We start from the raw sequence: 21,484 nt of genomic DNA on the forward strand, positions 1-21,484 counted from the left end.
GCAAATCCCCACAACTCGACGCTCGGAACCGGCCCGGCCCCGTGCGCGCCCCGCTGTGAACGGCGATCGAGTGCCCGGAGCGCAGGCAACTTCCCGGGAGGTTATCCACAAATATCCCCGCTAACCCCGATGCGGCACGAATCACGTCCGGCCGGTGAAGACGAGTAGGGGGTCTTCACCGGCCGCGGGTGTGGGCTCCGTGCGCCGCGATCACGGCTCGGGCGTGCCTACCGCCGGACGGTGACCAGCGTGAACGGTCCGATATCGGTGGTCGTGAACGCCGGATCGCTGAACAGGTCCGCCGGGAACGCGACCGTGTACCGCTTGACGTTCGGATCGTTGGGATACACGTCCTCGGCCAGGCGCAGCGTGTACGTGTCACCGCTGCGACGGAACAGGAAGGCGTCGGGCGCGCGCCACGGGGAAGCCTTCAGGGCGTCGCGCAGTTCGGCGGACGAATCCAGGGTGCTCCAAGCCTTGATGGTCGCGGCCCGGCCCGCGAAATCGGCGAGCGGGTTGGCGTAGTGCGAGGTGAGCGCCTGGAATCCCCAATACGGATAGAACGCGAGGAAGGTGGTGTCCGCCGTGAGGACGACATTCTCGTCGCGCGGTCGTCCCGTCTGCGCCGACAGCGCGGCGTCGATCTCGCGGTAGTAGGACACCGCGGACGGCGGGCGCTTGTCGGCTCGTTCACCGTTGCCGTCGGTATCGGTGTAGGCGGTGGTGATCTCGGGGGTCAGCACATGCGGGATGTCCTGGACGAACGCGAGCGCGCCGAGCGTCGCGAGCACGGCGACAGCGGGCCGGAACCGGGCGGGTTCGTCGAAGGCCCGGTAGAGCGCGCGTGCGCCCTCGACGAAACCGAACGCGCCCGCCGCGGCGAGCAGCACCCGCAGCGGGGCTTCCAGGCGGAACGAGAGCAGGGTGGTGCCCGCGGCCGTGGCCAGCATCGACAGCAGGGTCCACAGATAGATCGCCACCACGCCGATGCCGAGCGCCTGCGCGCGTCGCGACGAACCGGCGCGCACGATCAGCCAGACGGTGCCGATCAGGCACAGCCCGCCGAACAGCGTGAAATCCACCATCGGCAACGGCAGTTCGGCGCCGGACTCCGGCAGGTAGTGCAGCGCGGTCCCGGAACTCGGTGTTGTCGACGTGAGGTGTTTCAGCAGGTAGGGCAGCCACACGAGCGCCGCGATCACCCCGGCGATCACCGCGATCACCACCAGGCGCAGCAGGGGTGGCGCCGCCACCCGCCACGCCGGACCCAGATCCTCCGGCCGCACGCGTCGCGCCCGCGCCTCGACCCGTCGCGCCCGCACGGCCAGTCCGGCGGAGATCAGCCCCATCAGCCCCACCGCGAAGGCGGCGACCAGGAAGTAGAGGGTGTAGAAGGTGGCGGCGAGCCCGAGGAACAACCCGGCGCCGATCACCGCCCCCCACCCGCCTGCGGTGATCCCTCGCGTCCGGCTGGTCGTGCCGCCCTCCGTCGTATCGGTCGCGGTGCCGCTTCCACCCACGACGGCATCCTCACCTCCCGAGCCCGAGCCCGAGCCCGAGCCCGAGCCCGAGCCCGAGCCCGAGCCCGAGCCAGCGGAATCGGTACCCGGCCCCGCCGTCGCGAATTTCGACTCGGCGGGCCGATGGACAGCACCCCACGCCAGCACCAGCGACGGCGCGAGCAGCAGGACGATCACCGCGCTGTATGCCTCGGGCGCGGCGAAGGTGATCGCCGCCGCGGTGGTCGCGGCGGTGACAGCGACGGCCCAGTCCGCGCGGATCAGTTCCGACCACAGCACAAGTGCGAGCACGGCCGCCACCGCGAGCGACCCGATCGCGTACGGCTTGAACGCTTCCCAGCCGTCCATGCCGAGGACGTTCGCGACGCGTCCACCCATCCAGAACCATCCGGCCGGGTAGAACGGCGGCACATCCGCGTAGGTCATATCCCGCAGTGCCGCGCTGTCGGTGAGCCGCGTGAGGTATTCGGTGCGGAATTCCTGATCGACCGAGACGCCGAACAGGTACAGCTTGGTCGCGGCGAGCGGCATTCCGAGCGTCACCGTCACGAATGCCGAGATACCGGCCCAGGACAGCACTTTCGCCAGCCACGGCCACTTGTGCAGGCGCAACAGGACCATCGCCGCGATCAGCACGGCCACCGAGACCACCTGGCCCACGGTGGTGAGCGCCCTTGTCACGTGTGAGGAGTTGAACGCGGGCCAGTCCACCAGCGAGAAGGCGACGAGTCCGACACCGGCGACCACGACCGCGACCACCGTCGCGAGCAGCGCCTCACCCAGTCCGGCGCCGAGACGCCGCAGCAGTACCGAGGCCCGGCCCGGTCCGGTCGCCGGGCCGGTGGCACCGGGGGAAGTCACGGTGGCGCTCATCGACCCACCGCTCCGGACCGGCGCGCGAAATCCCTCTCGGCGGGAACCCGGCACGGCGGGTGACCGGTGAGGATTCGTCGGACTTCTCGCATTGCGCCTCCGGTTCACTGATCGGCTCCGTGACATGGTGCTCGGCGATCCCGCCCGGCAGCGCCGGACGTGACCGCGTGAGCGCAGCCGCAACGATGGTAGCCACCCGTGCGGCGAGCCCGGATACGACCGAGCCGCACCCGGTTCCGGCCGCGTGACGCGGCGGATCGTGGTGCGGCTCGGGGAAACGGCTCAGATGGGGAGTTTGCGGAAGATCGGGCGCGGGATGTGACGCAGGATCATCATCACGTACCGGAACGCGCCGGGCGCCCAGACCAGATCCTTACCCTTCTGGGAGGCCGACACCGCGAGGGCCGCGACGTCTTCCTTGTTCACGGTCAGCGGCGCTTCCTTCACACCCGCCGACATCCTGGTGCGGACCTGGCCCGGCCGGATGACGAGCACGCGCGGCCCGAACGGACGCAGCGCCTCACCCAGACCGAGGTAGAACCCGTCGAGCCCGGCCTTGGTCGAGCCGTAGACGAAGTTGGAGCGCCTGACCCGTTCGCCCGCCGCCGAGGACATGGCGATGATCCGCCCGAAGCCCTGCGCCTTCATCTTCTCGCCGACCAGTACGCCGACCGATACCGCGGCCGTGTAGTTGATCTCGGCGATCTGCACCGCCTTGCGCTGGTCCTGCCACAGTTCCTCGGCGTCGCCGAGCAGTCCGAAGGCGACGATGGCGACGTCGACGTCACCGGCGGCCCACGCCGCGTCGATCACCTTGGGGTGGCTGCCGTTGTCGAGCGCGTCGAAATCGATGAGATCGACCGTGCTCGCGCCCGCGGCCTGCAACTGCGCGACGGCGTCGTCACGCAGCGGATCGTTGGGCAGTGCCGCGAGGATGATGCGGATCGGGCCCTTCTTCAGGTACTCCGCGCATATCGCCAGACCGATCTCCGAGGTTCCGCCCAGCAGCAGGATGGTCTGCGGGTTACCTACGGCATTGATCACTGAAGCTCCAGCCTTCTCGCCATGTCGGACATGAAAACGCCTGTGGGATCGACGGTCCTGCGGATCTTGATCCACTCGTCGATTCGGGGATACATCTTGTGGAAGGTCTCCGCGTCGGTGCGCGAATCCTTGCCGGTGTAGAGCCGTCCGCCGAATTCGAGCACCCGGCGGTCGAGTTCGGAGACGAACTCGTTGAGTCCGGCCGAGATCGGGAAGTCGACGCAGATGTTCCAGCCCGGCATCGGGAAACTCAACGGCGCCTGGTTGCCGGGCCCGAAGAGTTTGAACACGTTGAGGAACGAGTAGAACCCGGACCGCTGGATGTCGACGATGATCCGCTTGAACTCGTCCACCGACTCCGGCGGCACCACGAACTGGTACTGGAGGAATCCGTTGGATCCGTAGCCCCTGTTCCACTCGCCGATCATGTCGAGCGGGTGATAGAAGGCCGTGAGGCTCTGCGGCTTGTCGCGGTAGGTGCCCGACTTGCGGTACCAGAGTTCACCGATGGGGGTGAAGGTGTATTTGTTCGCCAGCCCGTTCGGGAAGACGTCGGGCAGCGACAGGAAGGTCTTGCCGTTGAATCGCAGCGGATCCTTCTGCAATTTCTTGGGCAGCTGATCCAGTTTGGCGAGGTTGCCGCGCGAGATGGCGGCCCGACCGAGTTTCGGTTCGGGGCTGATCGCGTCGAACCAGGCCGAGCTGTACTCGTAGCGGTCCTCGGAGCCGTCGCTGTGGAAGGCGATGGTCTCGTCCAGCGTCGCGGTGACGTCGCCGTCGGCGATGAAGTACGCGGTCTCGGTCGGCGTCATCTCGATGGTCGCGCGCAGCACGATGCCGGTGAGACCGCAGCCGCCGATGGTGGCCCAGAAGAGTTTGGCGTTCTTGCGCGGCGTGATGTGCTGCACCGTGCCGTCGGCGGTGAGCAGATCGATCGAGCGCACGTGGTTGCCGAAACTGCCCGCGCTGTGATGGTTCTTACCGTGGATATCGGAGCCGATGGCGCCGCCGACGGTGACCTGGCGGGTGCCGGGCAGTACGGGAACCCAGAGGCCGAACGGCAGCGCGGCCTTCATGAGCTGATCCAGGTTCACGCCGGCGTCGACGTCGACGATCCTGGTGTCGCGGTCGATCCGGTGGATCTTGTTCAGCGCCGTCATGTCGATGACGAGCCCGCCCGCGTTCTGGGCGTTGTCGCCGTAGGAGCGGCCGAGCCCGCGCGCGATCACGCCGCGGCGCAGGTGGGCGGGCTTGCCGTCGTTGTCCTCGGCGACCAGGGCCACGGCCTTGGCGATCACTTCCGGATCACCGGTCGCGAGAACTTCGGCGGAGGTTGCTGCGGTGCGACCCCACCCGGTCAACGATCTGGTCCGCGTAGGTAGGTCGTACGCGGGCTCGGCGTCACCGGTTGTCATGGTGGGGGTCGAAGCTTTCGTGGACATCGGCATAGAGGCTACAGGTATGGGCGCAGGTCGCGCCCGGGTCGCCGTACACCCGGGTATGGCGGGGTACGTCCGGGGCCCGCGCGCATTAAGCTGACCGCCGTGCACGCCGAACCCCACCGTCCGCTCATGACCGAACCGCCGCTGGTCGACGAGCCCGCGGGCGTCGTCGACGCCTCGCGTGAAGGTGGTGGCGAAGATGGTCAGCATGCCGAGGATGCTCCGGACCGTGGTGCCGCACCCGGTGGCGGTCTCGTGACCCAGGTCTTCCGGTTCGCCGTGACCGGCGGGCTGTCCGCGATCGTCGACTTCGGGCTGTACCTGTTCCTGTTGAAGGTGGTCGGGCTGCCGACGAGCGCCGCCAAGTCGATCAGTTTCGTCGCGGGCACCACGACGGCCTACCTGCTCAACCGGCGCTGGACCTTCCAGGCGCCGCCGAGCCGGGCCCGTTTCCTCGCGGTGGTCGCGCTCTACGCGACCACCTTCGCGGTCCAGGTCGGTATCAACCAGGTGCTGGTGAACACGCTCGGTGAAGGCGGGGTGCAGCTGACGGCGGCATTCGTCGTCGCACAGGGCACCGCCACCGTCATCAACTTCGTCGTGCAGCGGCTGGTGATCTTCAAACTGCGCTGATCACCCGGTCGGTCAGCCCACCACCAGCTCTTCGGGTTCCCGAGGCTGGTGCGCCTTGGCCCCGAAGTAGTCCCCGCCCTTGGCCCGGACGTTGTCGGTACCCCAGGCGCGCTGTTCGCGCTGCGCGGGGATCAGGTGTGGAATGTGTTTGCGGCAGTGGATGTAGGCCTCTTCGATGCCGACGACCACCCACAGTTCGGCGGCGCGGCCTTTCGTCTGCGGCGGCAACTCGGTGCTTCGCCGCAGCGTGACGTCCTCGACGATGCGGGCCGATCCGTTCACGTGGAGTCCGATGAGGTCACGGACGAAATCGATGAGAAGTATGCCGACGTGGGGATTCTCCAGAATATTGCCCATACTGGCCATCACGCCGTTGCCGCGGTACTCGGGGTAGGCGACCGTGCGTTCATCGATGACGTGCAGAAATCCGGGGGAACCGGCGCGGAAGCTGGTATCGCATTCGCCGTGTTTATCGCTGGTGGCGATGAACGCCATGTCCATCCTGGCGATGAATTCGACCATCGTCGGATTGAGTCGGTCGAGCACCTGATCGGTGTAGAAACGTTCGGCTCGTGCCTGCGTACCGTACCTGTCCTGTAGTTCGTGCTCGCCGTCGCTGCCCCAACGTGGATCGGGCATGTGCGCCCCCTTTGGTAGCCGGAATCCGGATGATCGGGGTTCTGCGCTGAACCCGGAATAGGGCCGAAATCTCGTCCATTTTAGGGGAATGCGGGGGGTGGCATGAGCGGAATCAGCGCCGAGGATGGGTCGAATGCCGGTTTGCTACAGGGTTTTCCGGGGATTTGCCCATTCCGACCGGCCGGAATATTTTCGGCCGGTCGGAATTGCGACACCTCGGCGCGAGGAAACTCAGGCCGGGATCAGCGTCACCGGAACGCCGTTGAAAACGGCGTTGCCCGACGGCACATCGATCACCGAATCATCGGTCAGCACATTGGCGTTGACGCCCGCGTTGGCACTGGCCACCGACTGCGGACTGTCGGCGTGACCCCAGCCGTGCGGCAGGCTGACCACGCCCGGCATGATCGTCTCGGTCGGCTCGACGGGCACCGTGAGCGTCCCCGCCGCCGATTTCACCACGGCCTCCTGCCCGAGCCCGAGCCGCTCCACGTCGGCCGGATTGACCTGCAACGTACAGCGATTCGATCCGTTGACCAGCCGCACGACATTGTGCATCCAGCTGTTGTTGGAACGCAGCTGACGGCGTCCGATGAGGACGAACTCCGGTGCGACGGCGGCGAGTCCGGCCCGCATCCGGTCCACGTCGGCCAGTAGTTGCGCGGGCGCGAGTTCCACCCGTCGCGACGCGGTGCGCAATGCGCCGGGCAGCCGCGGGCGCAACGCGCCGAGGTCGATGCCGTGCGGATTGTCCAGCAGTTTCCGCAGATTCAGCGCGTGCCGGGGCCCGTCGGAATCGGCGCTCGGTTCGTTCCATTCGCCGTAGGGACCAAGCCGCACCATCATGTCGATGCGCTGTTCGGTGGTGGTCTCGCCGTACAACTCGTGGCGACGATCGGCCAGGCCCGCCTTCTCCAGGGTGCCCGCGATGAGCATCTCGTCCACCGCGCCGAGTACGTCGCCGGTATGCGGCTGTCCGCTCACCGCGGCGCCGAGCCTGGCCAGTACCCCCGCCTCGGACGGTCGATCACCCAGCGGCACCAGCGGCCGCGAATACCTGACGTAGTTGCGCACCGCGAATTTGAGCAGCGCGAAATCGAAATGCGGGGATTGCAGCGGCCGGGGCGGCGGCAGGATCACATCGGCGTTGCGGGTCGTCTCGTTGACATACCTGTCGACGCTGACCATGAATTCCAGATCGGCGAACGCCTCCGCCATCCTGGTGCCGCCGGGCGCGGACAGCACCGGATTACCCGCGACGGTGATCATGGCCCTGATCTGCCCGTCTCCCGGGGTGAGGATTTCGTCGGCCAGCGTCGCCACCGGCAGTTCGCCCATCGATTCGGGCAGTTGGCGTACCCGGCTGGTCCACCGCCCGGTGCGGAACGGCTTGGTGCGGTTGATCCCGCCGCCCGCGGCATCGGCGAACATCGCACCGCCGGGTGAGTCCAGATTGCCGGTGAGGACATTGACGACGTCGACCAGCCACTGGGTGACGGTGCCGAATTCGGCCGTGCAGGTGCCGATGCGCGCGTAGACGGCGGCGGTCGGCGCCGCGGCGAGTTCGCGGGCGATCCTGACGACGGTGTCGGCGGGTACCCCGGTGCGCGCGGCGACCACCTCGGGGGTGAAATCGGCCGCGGCGGCCCGCACGTCGTCGAGTCCGGCGACCTCGATCCCGATATCGGTCAACTCTTCGGCGAACAGCGTGTGCACGATGCCGAAGAGCAGGTAGGCGTCACTGCCGGGCCGGATGAACAGGTGTTCGTCGGCGAGTTTCGCGGTGCGGGTCACCCGGGGGTCGACGACGACGAATCGTCCGCCGCGCTGCTGCAACGCCTTGAGTCTGCCGGGAAAATCGGGGGCCGTGCACAGCGACCCGTTGGATTCCAGCGGGTTCGCGCCGAGCATCAGCAGGTAATCGGTGCGATCGAGATCGGGGACGGGAACCGTCAGCGGGTCGCCGAACATCAGTCCGCTGGCGATCTGTTTCGGCATCTGGTCGACGGTGCTGGCCGAATAGAGGTTCTTGGTACCGAGCGCGCGGATCAGCACGGGCACGTACAGCGCCCCGGCGATGGTGTGCGCGTTGGGATTTCCGAGGTAGAGCGCCGCGGATCCGGCGCCGTGCTCGGCGACGACGGCCGGGAACCGCCGCGCGATGTAATCGAAGGCCTCGTCCCAGGACGCGGTGCGCCAGGTGTCGGTGGCCCTGTCCCTGATCAGTGGTTCGGTGACCCGGTCGGGATCCTCGTCGAGATGTCCGAGGCTCGCGCCTTTGGGACAGATGAATCCGCGGCTGAACGGATCTTCTTTGTCACCGCGCACGGCGGAGACGTGGTCGTCCGGATCGAGGGTGATCTCGAGTCCGCAGACGGCCTCGCAGAGCGGGCAGGTGCGTAGGAGATTCCGGGCGTCGGTGAGCTGGGCCATACCCCATCATCGCGCGCGAGGTACTTCTCGCGACAGGGTGCTGACGGAAACGACCGGTATCCGCGTGACGGATACCGGTCGCGTGAGCCGGTGGAATTCCGGCCGACCCCTGCAGGGGGAGTCATCCGCCGGGCGGATCGGGAATTCGTCGCGGGTACTGAACGCGGACCCGTTCGCACGAATCCGGAAGGTCAGCAGGCGACGCTGGTGAGGCTTTCGCCGGTCCGGGTGACGGTCTCGCCCGCGCGGCGACGCGCGATCGAGGAACGGACGGCCGCGGCGATGGCGACGACCGGCGGCAGCCAGCGGGCCTCGTGCGGGGCGACCCGCCACTGGGCGGCGCCCGCGGCGGAGATCTGGGTCGGCGGTAGGGCGATGCCCGCGCCGTCGGTGTAGACGGTGGCGCCCGCCTCGCGCAGCCCCTCGAGGGCCATCGCGGCCTTACGCAGGCCGGTGACCAGGTGGATCTCGCGACGCTCCGTGCCGGGGATCTCGATCACCGGGCCGGAGAGGTTGTTGGCGCGCAGGTAGCGACGCACGTCGCCGGCGAGTTCGCCGCTGACCTCGATGCCGGACACGTCCTCATCGGTGATCAGGCAGATCCCGTTGGCCGTTTCGGCGACCGTCCATCCGCGCTGGGTGTAGTCCTGCGCTGCAGCGGTCATCTCGGCCGCCGAGACGGAAGTCGGAAACGTGGTGCGCACTGTTTTCTCCATTCCCCGATAGATCTGGGTCTGCGTTCATGGGGCGTATCGACAACCGGTAGCCCCGGCGTTACGGCTCTTTCGAAATATTTTTCCGGACTGTCGCCTTCGTCTCATTCAGTGTCTTTTCGCTATGAATCCGAAGGGTTCCGCTTGGCCCTTCGCGCGCGGACGGGGGAGTATCGCGTGATGACCGATGAGAGCGACGGAATTCCGGCAGCGGATTCGGCCGAGCGCGGGACCGAGTCCAGGTGGATCGCCTGGAAAACCTCTACTACCAGGCGTTTTGCGCGAGCGTCCGATGAGGAGGAGCCGCGAGCCGAACCCTTCGAGAGTCCGCGCGCATTCGGTGAGTGGAGCGCGCGGGCCGCGCGCGGACTTCTCGACGTGCAATTCCGCAGGCCCGCGACCACGACCCTGCTGCCGCTCGCCTACATTCTCGGACTCGCATTCGCTCTCGGAATACCGATCGCGGTGACCGTCCTGATGTGGCAGCTTTCGGCGGTGCTCGGGGTGCTGGCCGCGCTGATCGCCGTTCCGCTCGGCCTGACCATCGCCGCCGTGGTGCGTCTGCTGCTGGAATTCCTGGTCAACGCCTCGCGGCTGGCGACGCGGGTCGAGCACATCAGCGAGTTGGCCGACGATCTGTTCCAGGCGCTGTCCGATGTGGCCGAACCGGTCAACCAACTGTCCGAGGATGTTCGGGCGGTGCAGTTCTGGCGGTTCCGCGGTCGGAGCCCCCGCAAGTAGGGGCAACCGATCGACATTGCCGGATCCGGTTGCCCACTAACCTCTTTGGCGCGATTATGACAATGGCCTGCCTGTGCACCAAAGCGTGCCCTATGTCAGATTCGCTGTGAAACAATGCTGACCGGATGACCGACTGAGGAGTGAAGGCGTCCGCTGGCAAGCGTCGTATCGGGGGCTCTGGGGATCACGCAGGGTCGATGCGGCGCATGGGCGCGAGGGGGAAGTAATGGCTTTACCGCACGGTACGACCGGGTCGACCATGCCGAGACGGCAGCTCGGCCGTCATCTCAGGGAATTGCGCAATCGCGCCAGGATGACCACGCGCACCGCCGCGCAGCAGCTGGAATGGTCCGAGGCCAAGATCTGGCGGATCGAGACCGGGCAGACGTCGCTGCGCAGTCTCGACGTCGAGGCGATGTGCAAGGTCTACGGCGCGCCGGGCGATATCGTCGCCCCGCTGACCGCGCTGGCCCGCGAGACCAAGGCCAGGGGTTGGTGGACCGGGTACGGCGATGTGATCGCCGAGGGGTACGACGCCTACATCGGGCTGGAGGAGGCGGCATGGGCGCTGCGCTCCTACGAGCACGCCCTGATTCCCGGCCTGTTGCAGACCGAGGGCTATACGAGGGCGATGCTGGCCGCAGCGCGGCCGTCCGCACCGGCCACCGAGATCGACCGGCGCGTGCAGTTGCGCGCGGCCCGTCAGCAGCTCGTCGTCCGCGCCGAGGCGCCGGTGCGGCTGGACGCGGTGATCACCGAGGCCGCTCTCACGCACCGGATCGGTGACGCGGGCGTACACGCCGAACAGCTGGAGCACCTGCTTCGCCTGTGCGAGCTGCCGACCGTGCGGGTCAGGATGGTGCCGACCGAGTCCGGCTATCACGACGGCATGGAGACCGGGCGTTTCGTCATGCTCGAATTCCCCGACGGCCGGATGGGCGAACCGCCGGAGCCGCCGGTCGTCTACATCGAGGCGTTCACCGGTCCGGTGTATCTGGACAAGGAACCCGAGATCGAGCGGTACCGCAAGGCCTTCGCCGGTATCGAGGCGGCCGCGGTCGATGTGCGTACGGTGATCGACGACCTGCGCTGACCGGTTCTATTCCTCCGACCGGGGGTTCTATTCCCAGTTGCGGGCGAGCACCTCGCGGTGCGTCGGCGCGGCCTGCTCGTAGACCTCGCGGCCGCGTTCGGTGAGGCAGACGAAGATCGCGCGGCGGTCCTCGGCGCACATGCTGCGCCGTACCAGGCCGTCGCGTTCGAGCCGGGCCACTGTCCGGGAGAGCGCGCTCTGGCTCAGGTAGATGTCACCCGCGAGGTCGGCCATCCGGTAGTCGCCGCAATTCGCGTCGATCAGACGGTCCAGCGTCTCGAATTCGCTGAGGCCGATGTTGTGCTGCCCCTGCAACGCCTTCTCCAAGGCGCAGCTCACGGCCGCGTGCCGATCGAGCAGTCGACGCCACTCGTCGACCAGCCCGGTCGGCGCTTCGCTGCGCCGGGCTGTCTCTGACGTCGACGGGTTCGACATGGCCTCATTCTAGGCCCCGGCGGCAACGTATGCAACTGCATTAGATGTGTTGGCATTTAATGCGTGCGCATGTAATGTCCACCGCATGACTTCACCAGCAACGCTCTCGGCCGCCCGAACGGCGACCGATCCGACCGCTTGGTCCGCCCGGCTCTGGGGCATGCTGATCACCCTGTGCATCGTGCTCTTCCTCGACGGACTCGATGTCTCCATGATCGGAGTCGCCCTCCCCTCCATCGGTTCCGAACTCGACCTGTCGACCTCGACCCTGCAGTGGCTGGTGAGCGGCTACATCCTGGGATACGGCGGCCTGCTGCTGCTCGGCGGACGCACCGCCGACCTGCTCGGCCGCCGCAAGGTCTTCCTGATCGCCCTGGCCGTCTTCGCGGTCGCCTCCCTGCTCGGCGGCCTGGTCAGTTCCGGTCCGCTGCTGATCCTCACCCGATTCATCAAGGGCCTGGCCGCGGCGTTCACCGCGCCGACCGGTCTGTCGATCATCACGACGAATTTCGCCGAGGGACCGGCACGTAACAAGGCGCTGTCCATCTACACCGTGTTCGGCGCGGGCGGATACTCCATGGGCCTGCTCTTCGGTGGGCTGATGACCGGCGTCGGCTGGCGCTGGACCTTCCTGCTCCCGGTGCCGATCGCCGTCGCGGCGCTGGTCGCGGGCTACTTCCTGGTGCCCAAGGACGAGGCCGCCGAAGAAGGCGGCCACGACATCCTCGGCGCGCTGCTGTCGACCGGGGCCATGCTGCTGCTGGTGTACACGGTGGTCACCGCGCCCGAGGTCGGCTGGCTCTCGGCGCGCAGCATCGGATCGTTCGTGGTGGCCGTCGCGCTGTTCGTCGCCTTCGTCGCGGTGGAGAAGCGGGTCAGGTATCCGTTGATCCGCCTGGGCATCCTGCGCAAGGCGTCACTGGTGCGGGCGAGTATCGCGATCGTCGCGGTGGCGGGTTCCTACTTCAGTTGGCAGTTCATCGTGACGTTGTACATGCAGGAATCACTCGGTTGGTCGCCACTGAAACTCGCCATGGCGTTGCTGCCGGTCGGTCTGATGGTGGTCGGTTCGGCGTTCTTCTCCGACAAACTGGTCGACCGCTTCGGTACCGGCCCCATCATCGCGGTCACCCTGGTCGTGATGGCTGTCGGTTACGTGCTGTTCCTGCGGCTCGACGACCATCCGTCCTACCTGACGATGCTGCTGCCCGCGGTACTGCTGATCGGCATCGGATGGGTCGGCTTCCCCGCCATCAACATCCAGGCCACCAACGGCATCGAGGACGAGGAACAGGGCCTCGCGGCCGGTGTTCTCCAGACGTCGATGCAGGTCGGCGCGGCCATCGTGCTCGCGGTGACCACGGCGATCGTCACCTCGGGCGCCCATACCGACACCTCACCCGCGGGCATGCTCGACGCCTACCGTCCCGGCCTGGTCTTCGCCGGTGTGGTCGCGGCGGTCGGCGCGCTGGTGGCGCTGCTGGCCTTCGTGCCGAAATTCCGCGGGCGTGCGACCGAAGCACGCGAACCGGAGATCGCGCTGGCGGGCTGATCCCTCGGCCGCTGTGGAAACCGAACGCCGTACCCGGTCACACGGGTACGGCGTTCGGTCATGTCACGGCGGCGAACGGCGGTGCGACGGTGTCCTTGGGGGAGCGGACGTAGGTGAGTGGCGCGCCGTCGCGGCCGACGGTCGGCCAGTCGATGGCCAGCGTCGCGTCGAAAGCGTCGACGTCCCTGTCGAATTCGGGGGTGTACTCGAGCGAACACAGATAGGTGACCGTCGACTGGTCCTCCAGCGACAGGATCGCGTGCCCGAGGCCCTCGGAGAGGAAGACCGAACGGCGGTCGACGTCGTCGAGCAGCACGCTGTCCCAGCGCCCGTAGGTGGGCGAGCCGGGCCGCAGGTCGACGACCACGTCGAGGAACGCCCCGCGTACGCAGGTGACGTATTTGGCCTGGCCCGGCGGGTCCTCGGTGTAGTGGATGCCGCGCAGCACGCCCGCGGCGGAGACCGAGCAGTTCACCTGGCACAGTTCGAACGGACGTCCGGTGGCCTTCTCGAACTCCGACGCCTTGAACGATTCGACGAAAGCGCCGCGCTCGTCACGGAACTGGCGCGGGGTGACCACCCACGCGCCAGGCACCGCGAGTTCCCGGATGTCCATGCTCACCAATCCCGTCCGCGTTCGAGCAGATCGAGCAGATACGCGCCGTAACCGGACCGGACCAACGGCTCGGCGCGGGCGCGCAACTCGTCGTCGTCGATATACCCCATTCGCCAGGCGACCTCCTCGGGAACCCCGATCTTGAGGCCCTGGCGCTCTTCGATGGTGCGCACATAGTTGGCGGCGTCGAGCAGCGAGTCGAAGGTGCCGGTGTCGAGCCAGGCGGTACCGCGGGCGAGGACGTCGACGCGCAGCCGGTCCTGTTCGAGGTAGGCGCGGTTGATATCGGTGATCTCGTATTCCCCGCGCGCCGAAGGCCGCAGCCCGCGCGCGATCTCCACTACGTCGTTGTCGTAGAAGTACAGCCCGGGGATGGCGTAGTTGGAACGCGGCGTCTTGGGTTTCTCCTCGATCGATACCGCACGCCCGTCGGCGAATTCGACCACGCCGTAGGCGGTCGGATCCGAGACCCAGTAGGCGAATACCGCGCCGCCGCTCAGCCCGGCGAACCTGTTCAGGCTGGTGCCGAGGCCGGGACCGTGGAAGATATTGTCGCCGAGTACCAGTGCCGCGCATTCGGTGCCGATGTGATCGGCGCCGAGCACGAACGCGCGGGCCAGGCCGTCCGGTTCGGGCTGCACGACGTAGCTGATCGAGATGCCGTACCGACTCCCGTCGCCGAGCAGGCGGCCGAAGGCGTCGGCGTCCTCGGGCGTGGTGATGACGAGGACATCCCGGATACCGGCGAGCATCAGGGTGGACAGCGGGTAGTAGACCATGGGTTTGTCGTAGACCGGGACCAGTTGTTTGCTGACCCCGCGCGTGATCGGGTGCAACCGCGATCCGGTGCCGCCCGCCAAGATGATTCCGCGCATGCCCAGGAGTCTGCCAGCCGCGCCCGTTTCGGAGTCGGGGAGGTTCCGACTGGCCTACGAATTCATCACGAAGGTTTCGCTACGAGGTGTGTCGGGGCGATTCTGTTGCATAGGTCACGATGACATGGTGTTCTGTAATGGCCGTGTTCTGAATGAACACCTCATTCGAATGAACACCGTGTTTGATGTCAGCGTCGACATCGTCCCGGAGCAACCGGCCGGGCCGCATCGGCGCGCCGAGTCGAAGTAGGTGTCCGATGGCAGGCGAAACCGGTGTCGTCATCAATCCGGCTGGTCCCAGTGCGTCGGCGCGAGTGTTGCTCGCCGCTTGTCGCGGTGTGGTGCGGCCGATCCTGCGGGTCGCCCCGATCACCCGCACCACCATTCCGATCGGCGCGTTCGCCATCGACAATCTCGCGAGACTGCGTCCGCGACCGCGCGGTATCGATCGCGAACAGGTGAGTTTCGGCGGTTTCCGCATGGAGATCATCCGCCCGTCCGGCGCGGCCCGCGCGCTGCGGCACGGCGCCGTGCTCTACATGCACGGCGGCGGATTCGCGATCTGCGGCCTGGAGACCCATCGCCCGGTCGCCGCCAGCCTGGCCAGGCGCACCGGACTGCCCGTGGTCAATGTCGCCTACCGTCAGCTGCCCGGTCGAAGCATCACCCAGTCGGTCCAGGACTGCATGACCGCCTACCGCTGGCTGCTGCGGCACGGCGCCGATCCGGCGCGCATCGTCTTCGCGGGTGATTCGGCGGGCGGATATCTCGCCTTCGCCTGCGCGCTCGCCGCGATCGAATCGGGTCTGCCAGGTCCGGCCGGGCTGATCGGTTTCAGTCCGCTGCTCGACCTGGACTACATCGCCAAGCGCGACTACATGAACGTCGTCCGCGATCCCTACCTGCCGCTGACGGCGTTGCGCACGGTGGCCATGCTCGGCGCCGAGGTGGACGGTGCGCTCGATCCGATGCTGTCGCCGGTGAACGGCGCGCTCGCGGATCTGCCGCCGGTGCTGCTGATCGCCGCCGAGGACGAAATGCTGCGCTACGACTGCGAACTGATGGCACGCAGGCTCACCGCGGCGGGTGTCCCGAACACCCTCGAACTGTGGCGCGGTCAGGTCCACGCCTTCACGAGTATCGCGCCGAATCTGCCCGAGGGCAGGGCGGCGCTGGGGCGGGCGGCGCGATTCGTCCGCACCGTCATCGAGACCTCGCACCGAGCTCGGACGGCCTGACCACGGTCGGCCGGACGAGTCGAACCCCGCCCCGATGATTCGGGGCGGGGTTCTCCGTCTGAATTCAGTTGTGCCGCGAGCGATCTCTACGGCGCGTCAGGCAAGAGCCCAGCGCTTACTTGGCCGCCGGCGGCGCGACGAACGGCGCGGTGGTGGTGGCGAAGTACTGGAGCGCGGCGGCGATCGCGACCGGGGCGGTCACGAAGATCTGGCCGACGATGGTGCCCAGGAAGCCGACGGCGCTGGCGCCGATGAGGCAGCCGACAGCGGCGGCCGGGATGAACGGGCCGAACAGGCCGACGATGGTCGCCGAGGCGACGGTGCCCGCGGTGACCGCACCGACGACACAGCCGATCGCGCCGCCGCTGAGGCCGCCGACGAGGGTGCCGATGGTGGCGCCGACGCTGATGGTGTCCTTCAGACGGTTGAACGCCGCGAGCTCACGGTCGTACTCGTTCTTCCAGGGCGCCTTCTCCTCGTAGGGAAGGGCGACCGGCTTGTAGACGGCCTTGTCCAGGTCGACCTGCGGGGTCAGGGTCGCGGTGTTACCGGCGATCTCCGCGGCGATCGGGAATTCGAACTCGTCGACCCGGAACTTCAGCTCGGTGCCGGCGACGACGGTGCCGTCGGCGGCCTTGACCTTCAGGGTGTCATTTTCCACGACGATGGAACCGGAGTCGGTGGTGATGATCGACTGGGTGTCGGTGGCGTGCGCGGTGAAATTGACGGAACCGTCGGTGGACGGCGCAGCCGGGGCCGCGTTGACAGCACCGGCGGTGACGCCGATAGCGGCGATCAGCAGCGCCGAGGTGACGGCGAATTTCCTCATCAGCATGTGGTTCTCAACCTCGATGTAAAGCGTTCGGAGGGGACCTGGTGATAGAAATCGAGACCAGCTAACGCGTGGTGAACCGACCGTGACCGATAATTCAAATCTTGTTCACCATAAAGACTTGCGGTTTGGTGGGTTTGTTGAAATCTGTACTGTGAACAGGGTTTTCCCGGCCGAAGAAGGCTCGTGCTCGTTTCCCTACTTCGAGGTAGTGTGATGAAGATCACACCTCTGGAATGATTGATTTCTTCGATCCAGGTCGCGACCATCCGGCGACGTAACCCGGTGTGGCCCACGTAAGGTCATGGGTGTGCGATTGCTCGTAACAGGCGGTGCCGGGTTCATCGGCGCGAATTTCGTCCAGCAGACAGTCCTCGAACGGTCCGAGGTGACGGTGACCGTCCTCGACGCGTTGACCTATGCGGGAAACAAGGCGTCGCTGGATTCGGTGGCGGATCGGATCGATTTCGTGCACGGCGATATCGCCGATCTGGATCTGGTCGACGAACTCGTCAGCGGTGTGGACGCGGTGGTGCACTTCGCCGCTGAATCGCACAACGACAATTCGCTGTCGGAACCGTGGCCCTTCGTCCAGACCAATATCGTCGGAACGTATTCGCTGCTACAGGCGGTGCGCAGGCACGACGTCCGCTATCACCACATCTCCACCGACGAGGTGTACGGCGATCTCGACGCGGACGATCCGGCCTTCACCGAAGCGACGCCCTACAATCCTTCGAGTCCGTATTCGGCCACCAAAGCATCCAGTGACCTGCTGGTTCGTGCCTGGACGCGCTCCTTCGGGGTGCGTGCCACATTGTCCAACTGCAGCAACAACTACGGTCCGTACCAGCACGTGGAGAAGTTCATTCCGCGCCAGATCACCAATCTGATCGACGGCGTTCGTCCGCGGCTCTACGGCGCGGGCCATCAAATACGCGACTGGATTCACGTCGACGATCACAATCGCGCGGTATGGGACATTCTGGAAAAGGGACAAATCGGTCGGACATATCTGATCGGCGCCGACGGCGAACTCGACAACAAATCCGTCGTGCGCATGCTGCTCGAGGCTTTCGGTCGCGATCCCGACGATTTCGACCACGTCACCGATCGTCCCGGCCACGATCAGCGCTACGCGATCGACGCGAGTCTGCTGCGCACCGAACTCGGCTGGACACCGCGATACGGCGATTTCCGCGCGGGACTCGACGCGACCATCGCCTGGTACCGCGACAACGAATCATGGTGGCGCCCCGACAAGGCGGGCACCGAACGCGCCTACGCCAAGGCGGGCGAGCGGACCCTCGGAACCGAGTAGTCCGCCCGGCCCGAGCACGAGGCCGGGGCGAGCCGTCGGCTCAGCCCCAGACGATGGCGTGATACTTCGCCAGCGCGGCGATCAGCGCGACCGTCGACGCCGCGATCACCGTGACGGCGGGTCCCCAGGTGGGCGTCCTGCCCTCGGAATCGGTGAGCCGCAACGATATCCACCGCAGCAGCACGGCGACGCCCAGGATGGCGAGCGGCACGAAATAGCGCCCCTGCACACCGTCGATGATGTAGTACCCGACCGGTGTGAACGACATGTACAGCGTCACGTAGATCATCGCGACGCTGGCGGCCACCGTCAGCGCGACGATCACCGTGCGGCGCGTGGTCGCCGTCGCGGTATTCATGCGCTCGGCGATGCCGACGCTCACCGCGAAGGCGAGTAGGCAGGCCAGCACCGAGATGGCGGGCACGTCGATATAGGCGAAACCGAGTTCACCGAAGAACTGCGTGAACCAGCGCTGATCGCGGTAGACGACGCTGTCGCCGAAAGTCGAGACGAATTTCGGGAGATCACCGAGGATTTCGCTCAACTGATCACCCGGGCGCACCGATTTCCACTGGTGCTCCGGACGCATCAGACCCATACCGTCGCCGGTCGGCGCCGCGATCTTCATCCAGACCGCGAACGACAGCGCGCCCGCCGCCGCGAATCCCCACGGAATCCAGCGGCGCGGACCGGTGAAACCGAACCGGTCGGCGGGTACGACGACGATCAGCATCGCCAGCAGCACGTAGGTCGGCTTGCTGACCGGAAGCAGCACCGTCGCGGCCAGCAGCGCGGCGGTTTCGGCGCCGCGCAGCCGCTCGCCGAGGAACAGGCCCTTCACCAGCAGCACCGAAGCCAGGATGGCGAGCGCGTTGGTCAGCGTGTCGGCGGTGACGGTGCCCGCCTGGAACACCGCGATGGGCAGCACCGCGACGGCGAACGCCAGCCACTGCATCCGGTGCGCCCGCAGGGTCCACAGCGCGAATCCGACCACCGCGAGATAGGCGAGCAGGCCCGCCAGCCTGGTCAGCAACACCAGGCCGCCGACATCGAGACCGGTCACCTCCGCGACCCGGATACCGAGGGCCGCGGGCAGATACGGCACCGGCGAGTAGGCGGCGGTATTGGTGAACCAGACGGGTTCGACCGTGTCGCCGACCGCGGCGTCCTTCAACCGGTCGTAGACGGCCGGGTCCTCGATCATCGGATCGGGCTCTTGGGGGTTGCTGGTGTAGTCACGCAGCGCGTAACCCATCAGTTCCGTCACGCTGACGGGAACGTCGCCGCCGTAGGCGACACCGCGGGTGTCATCGATGCGCTGGGGGAGTACGCCGCCGTGCGCGACCTGGTAGGCGCGGCCGAACTGGGTGATCTCGTCATGTCCCCAGAAGGGCGGGGTCACCACGGCGAACAGTGCGCCGAAGATCCCGGCGATCAGGGTGAAAGCCAGGGTCGCCGCGCCGAAGCGGGCGACGAGCGGTGCGCCGTAGCGTTGCGCGGATCGGCGGATACCGGAACAGATCCGCGATGTCGGCGGGGCCGTCACGGCCTCGGATTTCGTGGTGTCGGCCTTCGTCGTGCCCGTTGCCTGCGCGTCGGATCTCTCGGCGCCGTTGCCGTTCGAGTCCGCTCGCTTCGTTTCCGAGGCGGGATCGCCCGATTCGGTGTTCGGCGCGGGATCGGCGGAGGTGGTCACCGCGTGACTCCGCCGGTGGGTTCGTCACCACCAGGCCGGATCGCCCGCACGTCGTCCGAGCCGACCGCGGAATAACGCAGGTAGACCAATCGGGCGGCCTCGTGCCGCGAGCGGCGGATGCCGTCGAGGATCAGGCCCGCCGTCCACGCCAGGCTGCCGAGCAGCAACAGGGTGAAACCGAGGAAGAGTGTGGGGAATCGGGGCACTTCGTGGGTGTTGTAGAACTCGATCACGATCGGAATGGTCAGCACGATCGAGATGAGCCAGCTCAGCGTTCCGGCGAGGCCGTAGAACGCGACCGGCCGCTCGTGCCTGGCCAATCCGATGATCAGCGCCAGAATCTTGAAACCGTCGTGGTAGGTGCGCAGTTTCGACTCACTGCCCGCGGGACGATCGCGGAAGCCGACGGGTACCGCGGTGTGCGGCACCCGCAGGTGTAGTGAATGCACCGTGAGTTCTGTTTCGATCTCGAATTCACGCGATACCGCCGGAAAGCTCTTCACGAATCGACGGGAGAACACCCGGAAACCGCTGAGCATATCTTCGACATTCTCGCCGAATACCTTGCCGACCACTCCGTTGAGCACCCGGTTACCGGTTTCGTGGCCGGTGCGATACGCGGTTCCGGCCTCGTCCTGTTTACGCACGCCGAGCACGTGATCGTAGGGACCGTCGAGCAGGGTCTTGATCATCAGCGGTGCGGCCGACGCCTCGTAGGTGTCGTCGCCGTCGATCATCAAATAGATATCGGCCTCGATATCGGCGAAGGCGCGGCGGACCACATTGCCCTTGCCCTTGGTGTGCTCGTGTCGCACGATCGCGCCGGCTTCCCGGGCCCGCTCGGCGGTTTTATCGGTGCTGAGATTGTCGTAGACGTAAACGACGATTCCCGGCACGGCGGCCTGCAGGTCGGCGACGACCTTGGCGACCGAAGCCTCTTCGTTGTGGCACGGGACCACGGCGGCAATGCGAAGCTCGGTGGAATCCACCCGGGTCAATCCTCGATGTCGGCGGTGAATGGGAACACCGGGAGGGTACAGGGCAACAGGGTACGGCGCGCATCCGGTGGGCTCCGGCCACGGGCCGCGTGTGTCGAGCCCGATGGGGTACCGTCGCCCGGTGTCCTACCCCGAACAGCCCGTGTCGGTTCCGCGCCGGTCGGGGTCCACGTCGGAACCGTCGCCGACGCCGGAGGCGGGAGTCCCCGCGTCGCTGTTGTCGCGGTTGATCGCGGGTCTACGCCAGGGCGCGGCGTTCCTCGTCGTCGGAGCGATCGGATTCCTGGTCGACGCGGGCACCTACAACCTGCTGGTCTTCTGGGGCGGCGAGGGTGTTCTGCATCACGCTCCGCTACAGGCCAAGATCATCGCGATCGCGGTCGCGACCGTCGTCACCTATTTCGGCAACAAGTGGTGGACCTTCTCCCACAAGCAGACCGAGAATCCGGGCCGGGAATACCTGCTCTACGCGGTATTCAACGTGGCCGCGATCGGCCTCCAGCTGGGCTGCCTGGGTTTCTCCCGCTATGTTCTCGATCTTTCTTCGCCGCTGTCGGACAACATCTCCGGAACTCTGATCGGCCAGATCGTCGCCGTCGTCTTCCGGTATTGGGCATATGACAAATTCGTGTTCACCGGAAAATCCGAGAAATCGGACGAGGCCGAGGCATTGCGCGCCCCGGACGGTCGGAATCAGGCATAGGGTGAACGCGGTGTACGGGTACGGAGTTGGTCGTCGCATGACCGTTCCGACCGGATCATCCGGTCGCTGGGCGGGCAGGCCAAGGCG

At 66.8% G+C, this 21,484-nt stretch carries 19 protein-coding genes; 7 read left to right on the forward strand and 12 right to left on the reverse strand.

Features of this window, described 5'->3' with window-relative positions; genetic code table 11:
* Nucleotides 1-227: 227 nt before the first annotated feature.
* The 3 genes from JZ792_RS14575 to dprE1 all read right to left on the reverse strand — a co-directional run bounded on the left by JZ792_RS14575 (nucleotide 228) and on the right by dprE1 (nucleotide 4,852).
* Complete coding sequence (locus tag JZ792_RS14575; RefSeq protein WP_216910988.1) at nucleotides 228-2,393, reverse strand: arabinofuranosyltransferase; 2,166 nt, start codon at nucleotides 2,391-2,393, stop codon at nucleotides 228-230.
* Between the two features lie 282 nt (nucleotides 2,394-2,675).
* The gene (dprE2, locus tag JZ792_RS14580) at nucleotides 2,676-3,437 is read right to left on the reverse strand and encodes a decaprenylphospho-beta-D-erythro-pentofuranosid-2-ulose 2-reductase (RefSeq protein WP_216910989.1); all 762 of its coding nucleotides are present in this window, start codon (nucleotides 3,435-3,437) and stop codon (nucleotides 2,676-2,678) included.
* A complete protein-coding gene (gene dprE1 / locus JZ792_RS14585) occupies nucleotides 3,434-4,852 on the reverse strand; it encodes a decaprenylphosphoryl-beta-D-ribose oxidase (protein ID WP_216911022.1) in 1,419 nt (472 codons plus the stop codon). Before dprE1 ends, dprE2 begins: the two co-directional genes overlap by 4 nt.
* A gap of 156 nt (nucleotides 4,853-5,008) precedes the next feature.
* Here dprE1 and JZ792_RS14590 point away from each other — a divergent pair, with 156 nt between their 5' ends.
* Nucleotides 5,009-5,512: a GtrA family protein gene (locus JZ792_RS14590; RefSeq protein WP_216910990.1), complete on the forward strand. Its 504-nt coding sequence runs from the start codon at nucleotides 5,009-5,011 to the stop codon at nucleotides 5,510-5,512.
* Nucleotides 5,513-5,524: 12 nt separating this feature from the next.
* Here the strand turns inward: JZ792_RS14590 and JZ792_RS14595 are convergent, their stop codons facing one another.
* From JZ792_RS14595 to JZ792_RS14605, 3 genes are all read right to left on the reverse strand, one after another.
* Entirely contained in the window at nucleotides 5,525-6,151 is a 627-nt protein-coding gene (locus JZ792_RS14595; RefSeq protein ID WP_216910991.1) for a pyridoxamine 5'-phosphate oxidase family protein, read from the reverse strand.
* 231 nt (nucleotides 6,152-6,382) lie between these two features.
* Complete coding sequence (locus JZ792_RS14600) at nucleotides 6,383-8,584, reverse strand: molybdopterin-dependent oxidoreductase (RefSeq protein ID WP_216910992.1); 2,202 nt, start codon at nucleotides 8,582-8,584, stop codon at nucleotides 6,383-6,385.
* A gap of 191 nt (nucleotides 8,585-8,775) precedes the next feature.
* Nucleotides 8,776-9,249 (reverse strand): hypothetical protein, encoded by a 474-nt coding sequence (locus tag JZ792_RS14605; RefSeq protein WP_405179076.1) that lies wholly within the window; start codon nucleotides 9,247-9,249, stop codon nucleotides 8,776-8,778.
* Nucleotides 9,250-9,477: 228 nt separating this feature from the next.
* Between JZ792_RS14605 and JZ792_RS14610 the strand changes: the two genes are divergently transcribed.
* Nucleotides 9,478-10,038: a DUF4282 domain-containing protein gene (locus JZ792_RS14610; RefSeq protein ID WP_216910994.1), complete on the forward strand. Its 561-nt coding sequence runs from the start codon at nucleotides 9,478-9,480 to the stop codon at nucleotides 10,036-10,038.
* 259 nt (nucleotides 10,039-10,297) lie between these two features.
* On the forward strand, nucleotides 10,298-11,131 hold the full coding sequence (locus JZ792_RS14615) for a helix-turn-helix domain-containing protein (RefSeq protein WP_254189825.1): 834 nt from the start codon (nucleotides 10,298-10,300) through the stop codon (nucleotides 11,129-11,131).
* A 27-nt stretch (nucleotides 11,132-11,158) separates the two neighbouring features.
* On the opposite strand, the gene JZ792_RS14620 is transcribed toward JZ792_RS14615, so the two are convergent.
* A complete protein-coding gene (locus JZ792_RS14620) occupies nucleotides 11,159-11,566 on the reverse strand; it encodes a MarR family winged helix-turn-helix transcriptional regulator (protein ID WP_216910996.1) in 408 nt (135 codons plus the stop codon).
* A gap of 85 nt (nucleotides 11,567-11,651) precedes the next feature.
* Between JZ792_RS14620 and JZ792_RS14625 the strand changes: the two genes are divergently transcribed.
* Nucleotides 11,652-13,118, forward strand: a complete 1,467-nt coding sequence (locus JZ792_RS14625) for an MFS transporter (RefSeq protein WP_216910997.1) — start codon at nucleotides 11,652-11,654, stop codon at nucleotides 13,116-13,118.
* Between the two features lie 58 nt (nucleotides 13,119-13,176).
* Here the strand turns inward: JZ792_RS14625 and JZ792_RS14630 are convergent, their stop codons facing one another.
* Together JZ792_RS14630 and rfbA are read right to left on the reverse strand one after the other, a co-directional pair.
* Nucleotides 13,177-13,734: a dTDP-4-dehydrorhamnose 3,5-epimerase family protein gene (locus JZ792_RS14630; RefSeq protein ID WP_109522834.1), complete on the reverse strand. Its 558-nt coding sequence runs from the start codon at nucleotides 13,732-13,734 to the stop codon at nucleotides 13,177-13,179.
* 2 nt (nucleotides 13,735-13,736) lie between these two features.
* Nucleotides 13,737-14,609, reverse strand: coding sequence for a glucose-1-phosphate thymidylyltransferase RfbA (rfbA, locus tag JZ792_RS14635; RefSeq protein WP_216910998.1), 873 nt, complete (start codon nucleotides 14,607-14,609; stop codon nucleotides 13,737-13,739).
* Between the two features lie 257 nt (nucleotides 14,610-14,866).
* Here rfbA and JZ792_RS14640 point away from each other — a divergent pair, with 257 nt between their 5' ends.
* On the forward strand, nucleotides 14,867-15,847 hold the full coding sequence (locus JZ792_RS14640) for an alpha/beta hydrolase (RefSeq protein WP_216910999.1): 981 nt from the start codon (nucleotides 14,867-14,869) through the stop codon (nucleotides 15,845-15,847).
* A 115-nt stretch (nucleotides 15,848-15,962) separates the two neighbouring features.
* On the opposite strand, the gene JZ792_RS14645 is transcribed toward JZ792_RS14640, so the two are convergent.
* Nucleotides 15,963-16,682 carry a DUF8020 domain-containing protein gene (locus JZ792_RS14645; RefSeq protein ID WP_109522831.1) on the reverse strand — a complete coding sequence of 240 codons (720 nt, stop codon included), beginning with the start codon at nucleotides 16,680-16,682 and terminating at the stop codon, nucleotides 15,963-15,965.
* Between the two features lie 307 nt (nucleotides 16,683-16,989).
* On the opposite strand from JZ792_RS14645, the gene rfbB reads away from it, so the two are divergent.
* Nucleotides 16,990-18,000, forward strand: coding sequence for a dTDP-glucose 4,6-dehydratase (rfbB, locus tag JZ792_RS14650; protein ID WP_216911000.1), 1,011 nt, complete (start codon nucleotides 16,990-16,992; stop codon nucleotides 17,998-18,000).
* 40 nt (nucleotides 18,001-18,040) lie between these two features.
* On the opposite strand, the gene JZ792_RS14655 is transcribed toward rfbB, so the two are convergent.
* Entirely contained in the window at nucleotides 18,041-19,696 is a 1,656-nt protein-coding gene (locus JZ792_RS14655) for a DUF2142 domain-containing protein (protein ID WP_216911001.1), read from the reverse strand.
* Nucleotides 19,693-20,685 (reverse strand): glycosyltransferase, encoded by a 993-nt coding sequence (locus JZ792_RS14660; RefSeq protein ID WP_216911002.1) that lies wholly within the window; start codon nucleotides 20,683-20,685, stop codon nucleotides 19,693-19,695. The genes JZ792_RS14655 and JZ792_RS14660 overlap by 4 nt, the downstream gene beginning before the upstream one ends.
* A gap of 130 nt (nucleotides 20,686-20,815) precedes the next feature.
* On the opposite strand from JZ792_RS14660, the gene JZ792_RS14665 reads away from it, so the two are divergent.
* The gene (locus tag JZ792_RS14665; protein ID WP_308165298.1) at nucleotides 20,816-21,397 is read left to right on the forward strand and encodes a GtrA family protein; all 582 of its coding nucleotides are present in this window, start codon (nucleotides 20,816-20,818) and stop codon (nucleotides 21,395-21,397) included.
* The last annotated feature ends 87 nt before the right edge of the window (nucleotides 21,398-21,484 follow it).

The sequence above is a fragment of the Nocardia noduli genome (genome assembly GCF_019038455.1).
In the GTDB taxonomy this organism is placed as follows: domain Bacteria; phylum Actinomycetota; class Actinomycetes; order Mycobacteriales; family Mycobacteriaceae; genus Nocardia; species Nocardia noduli.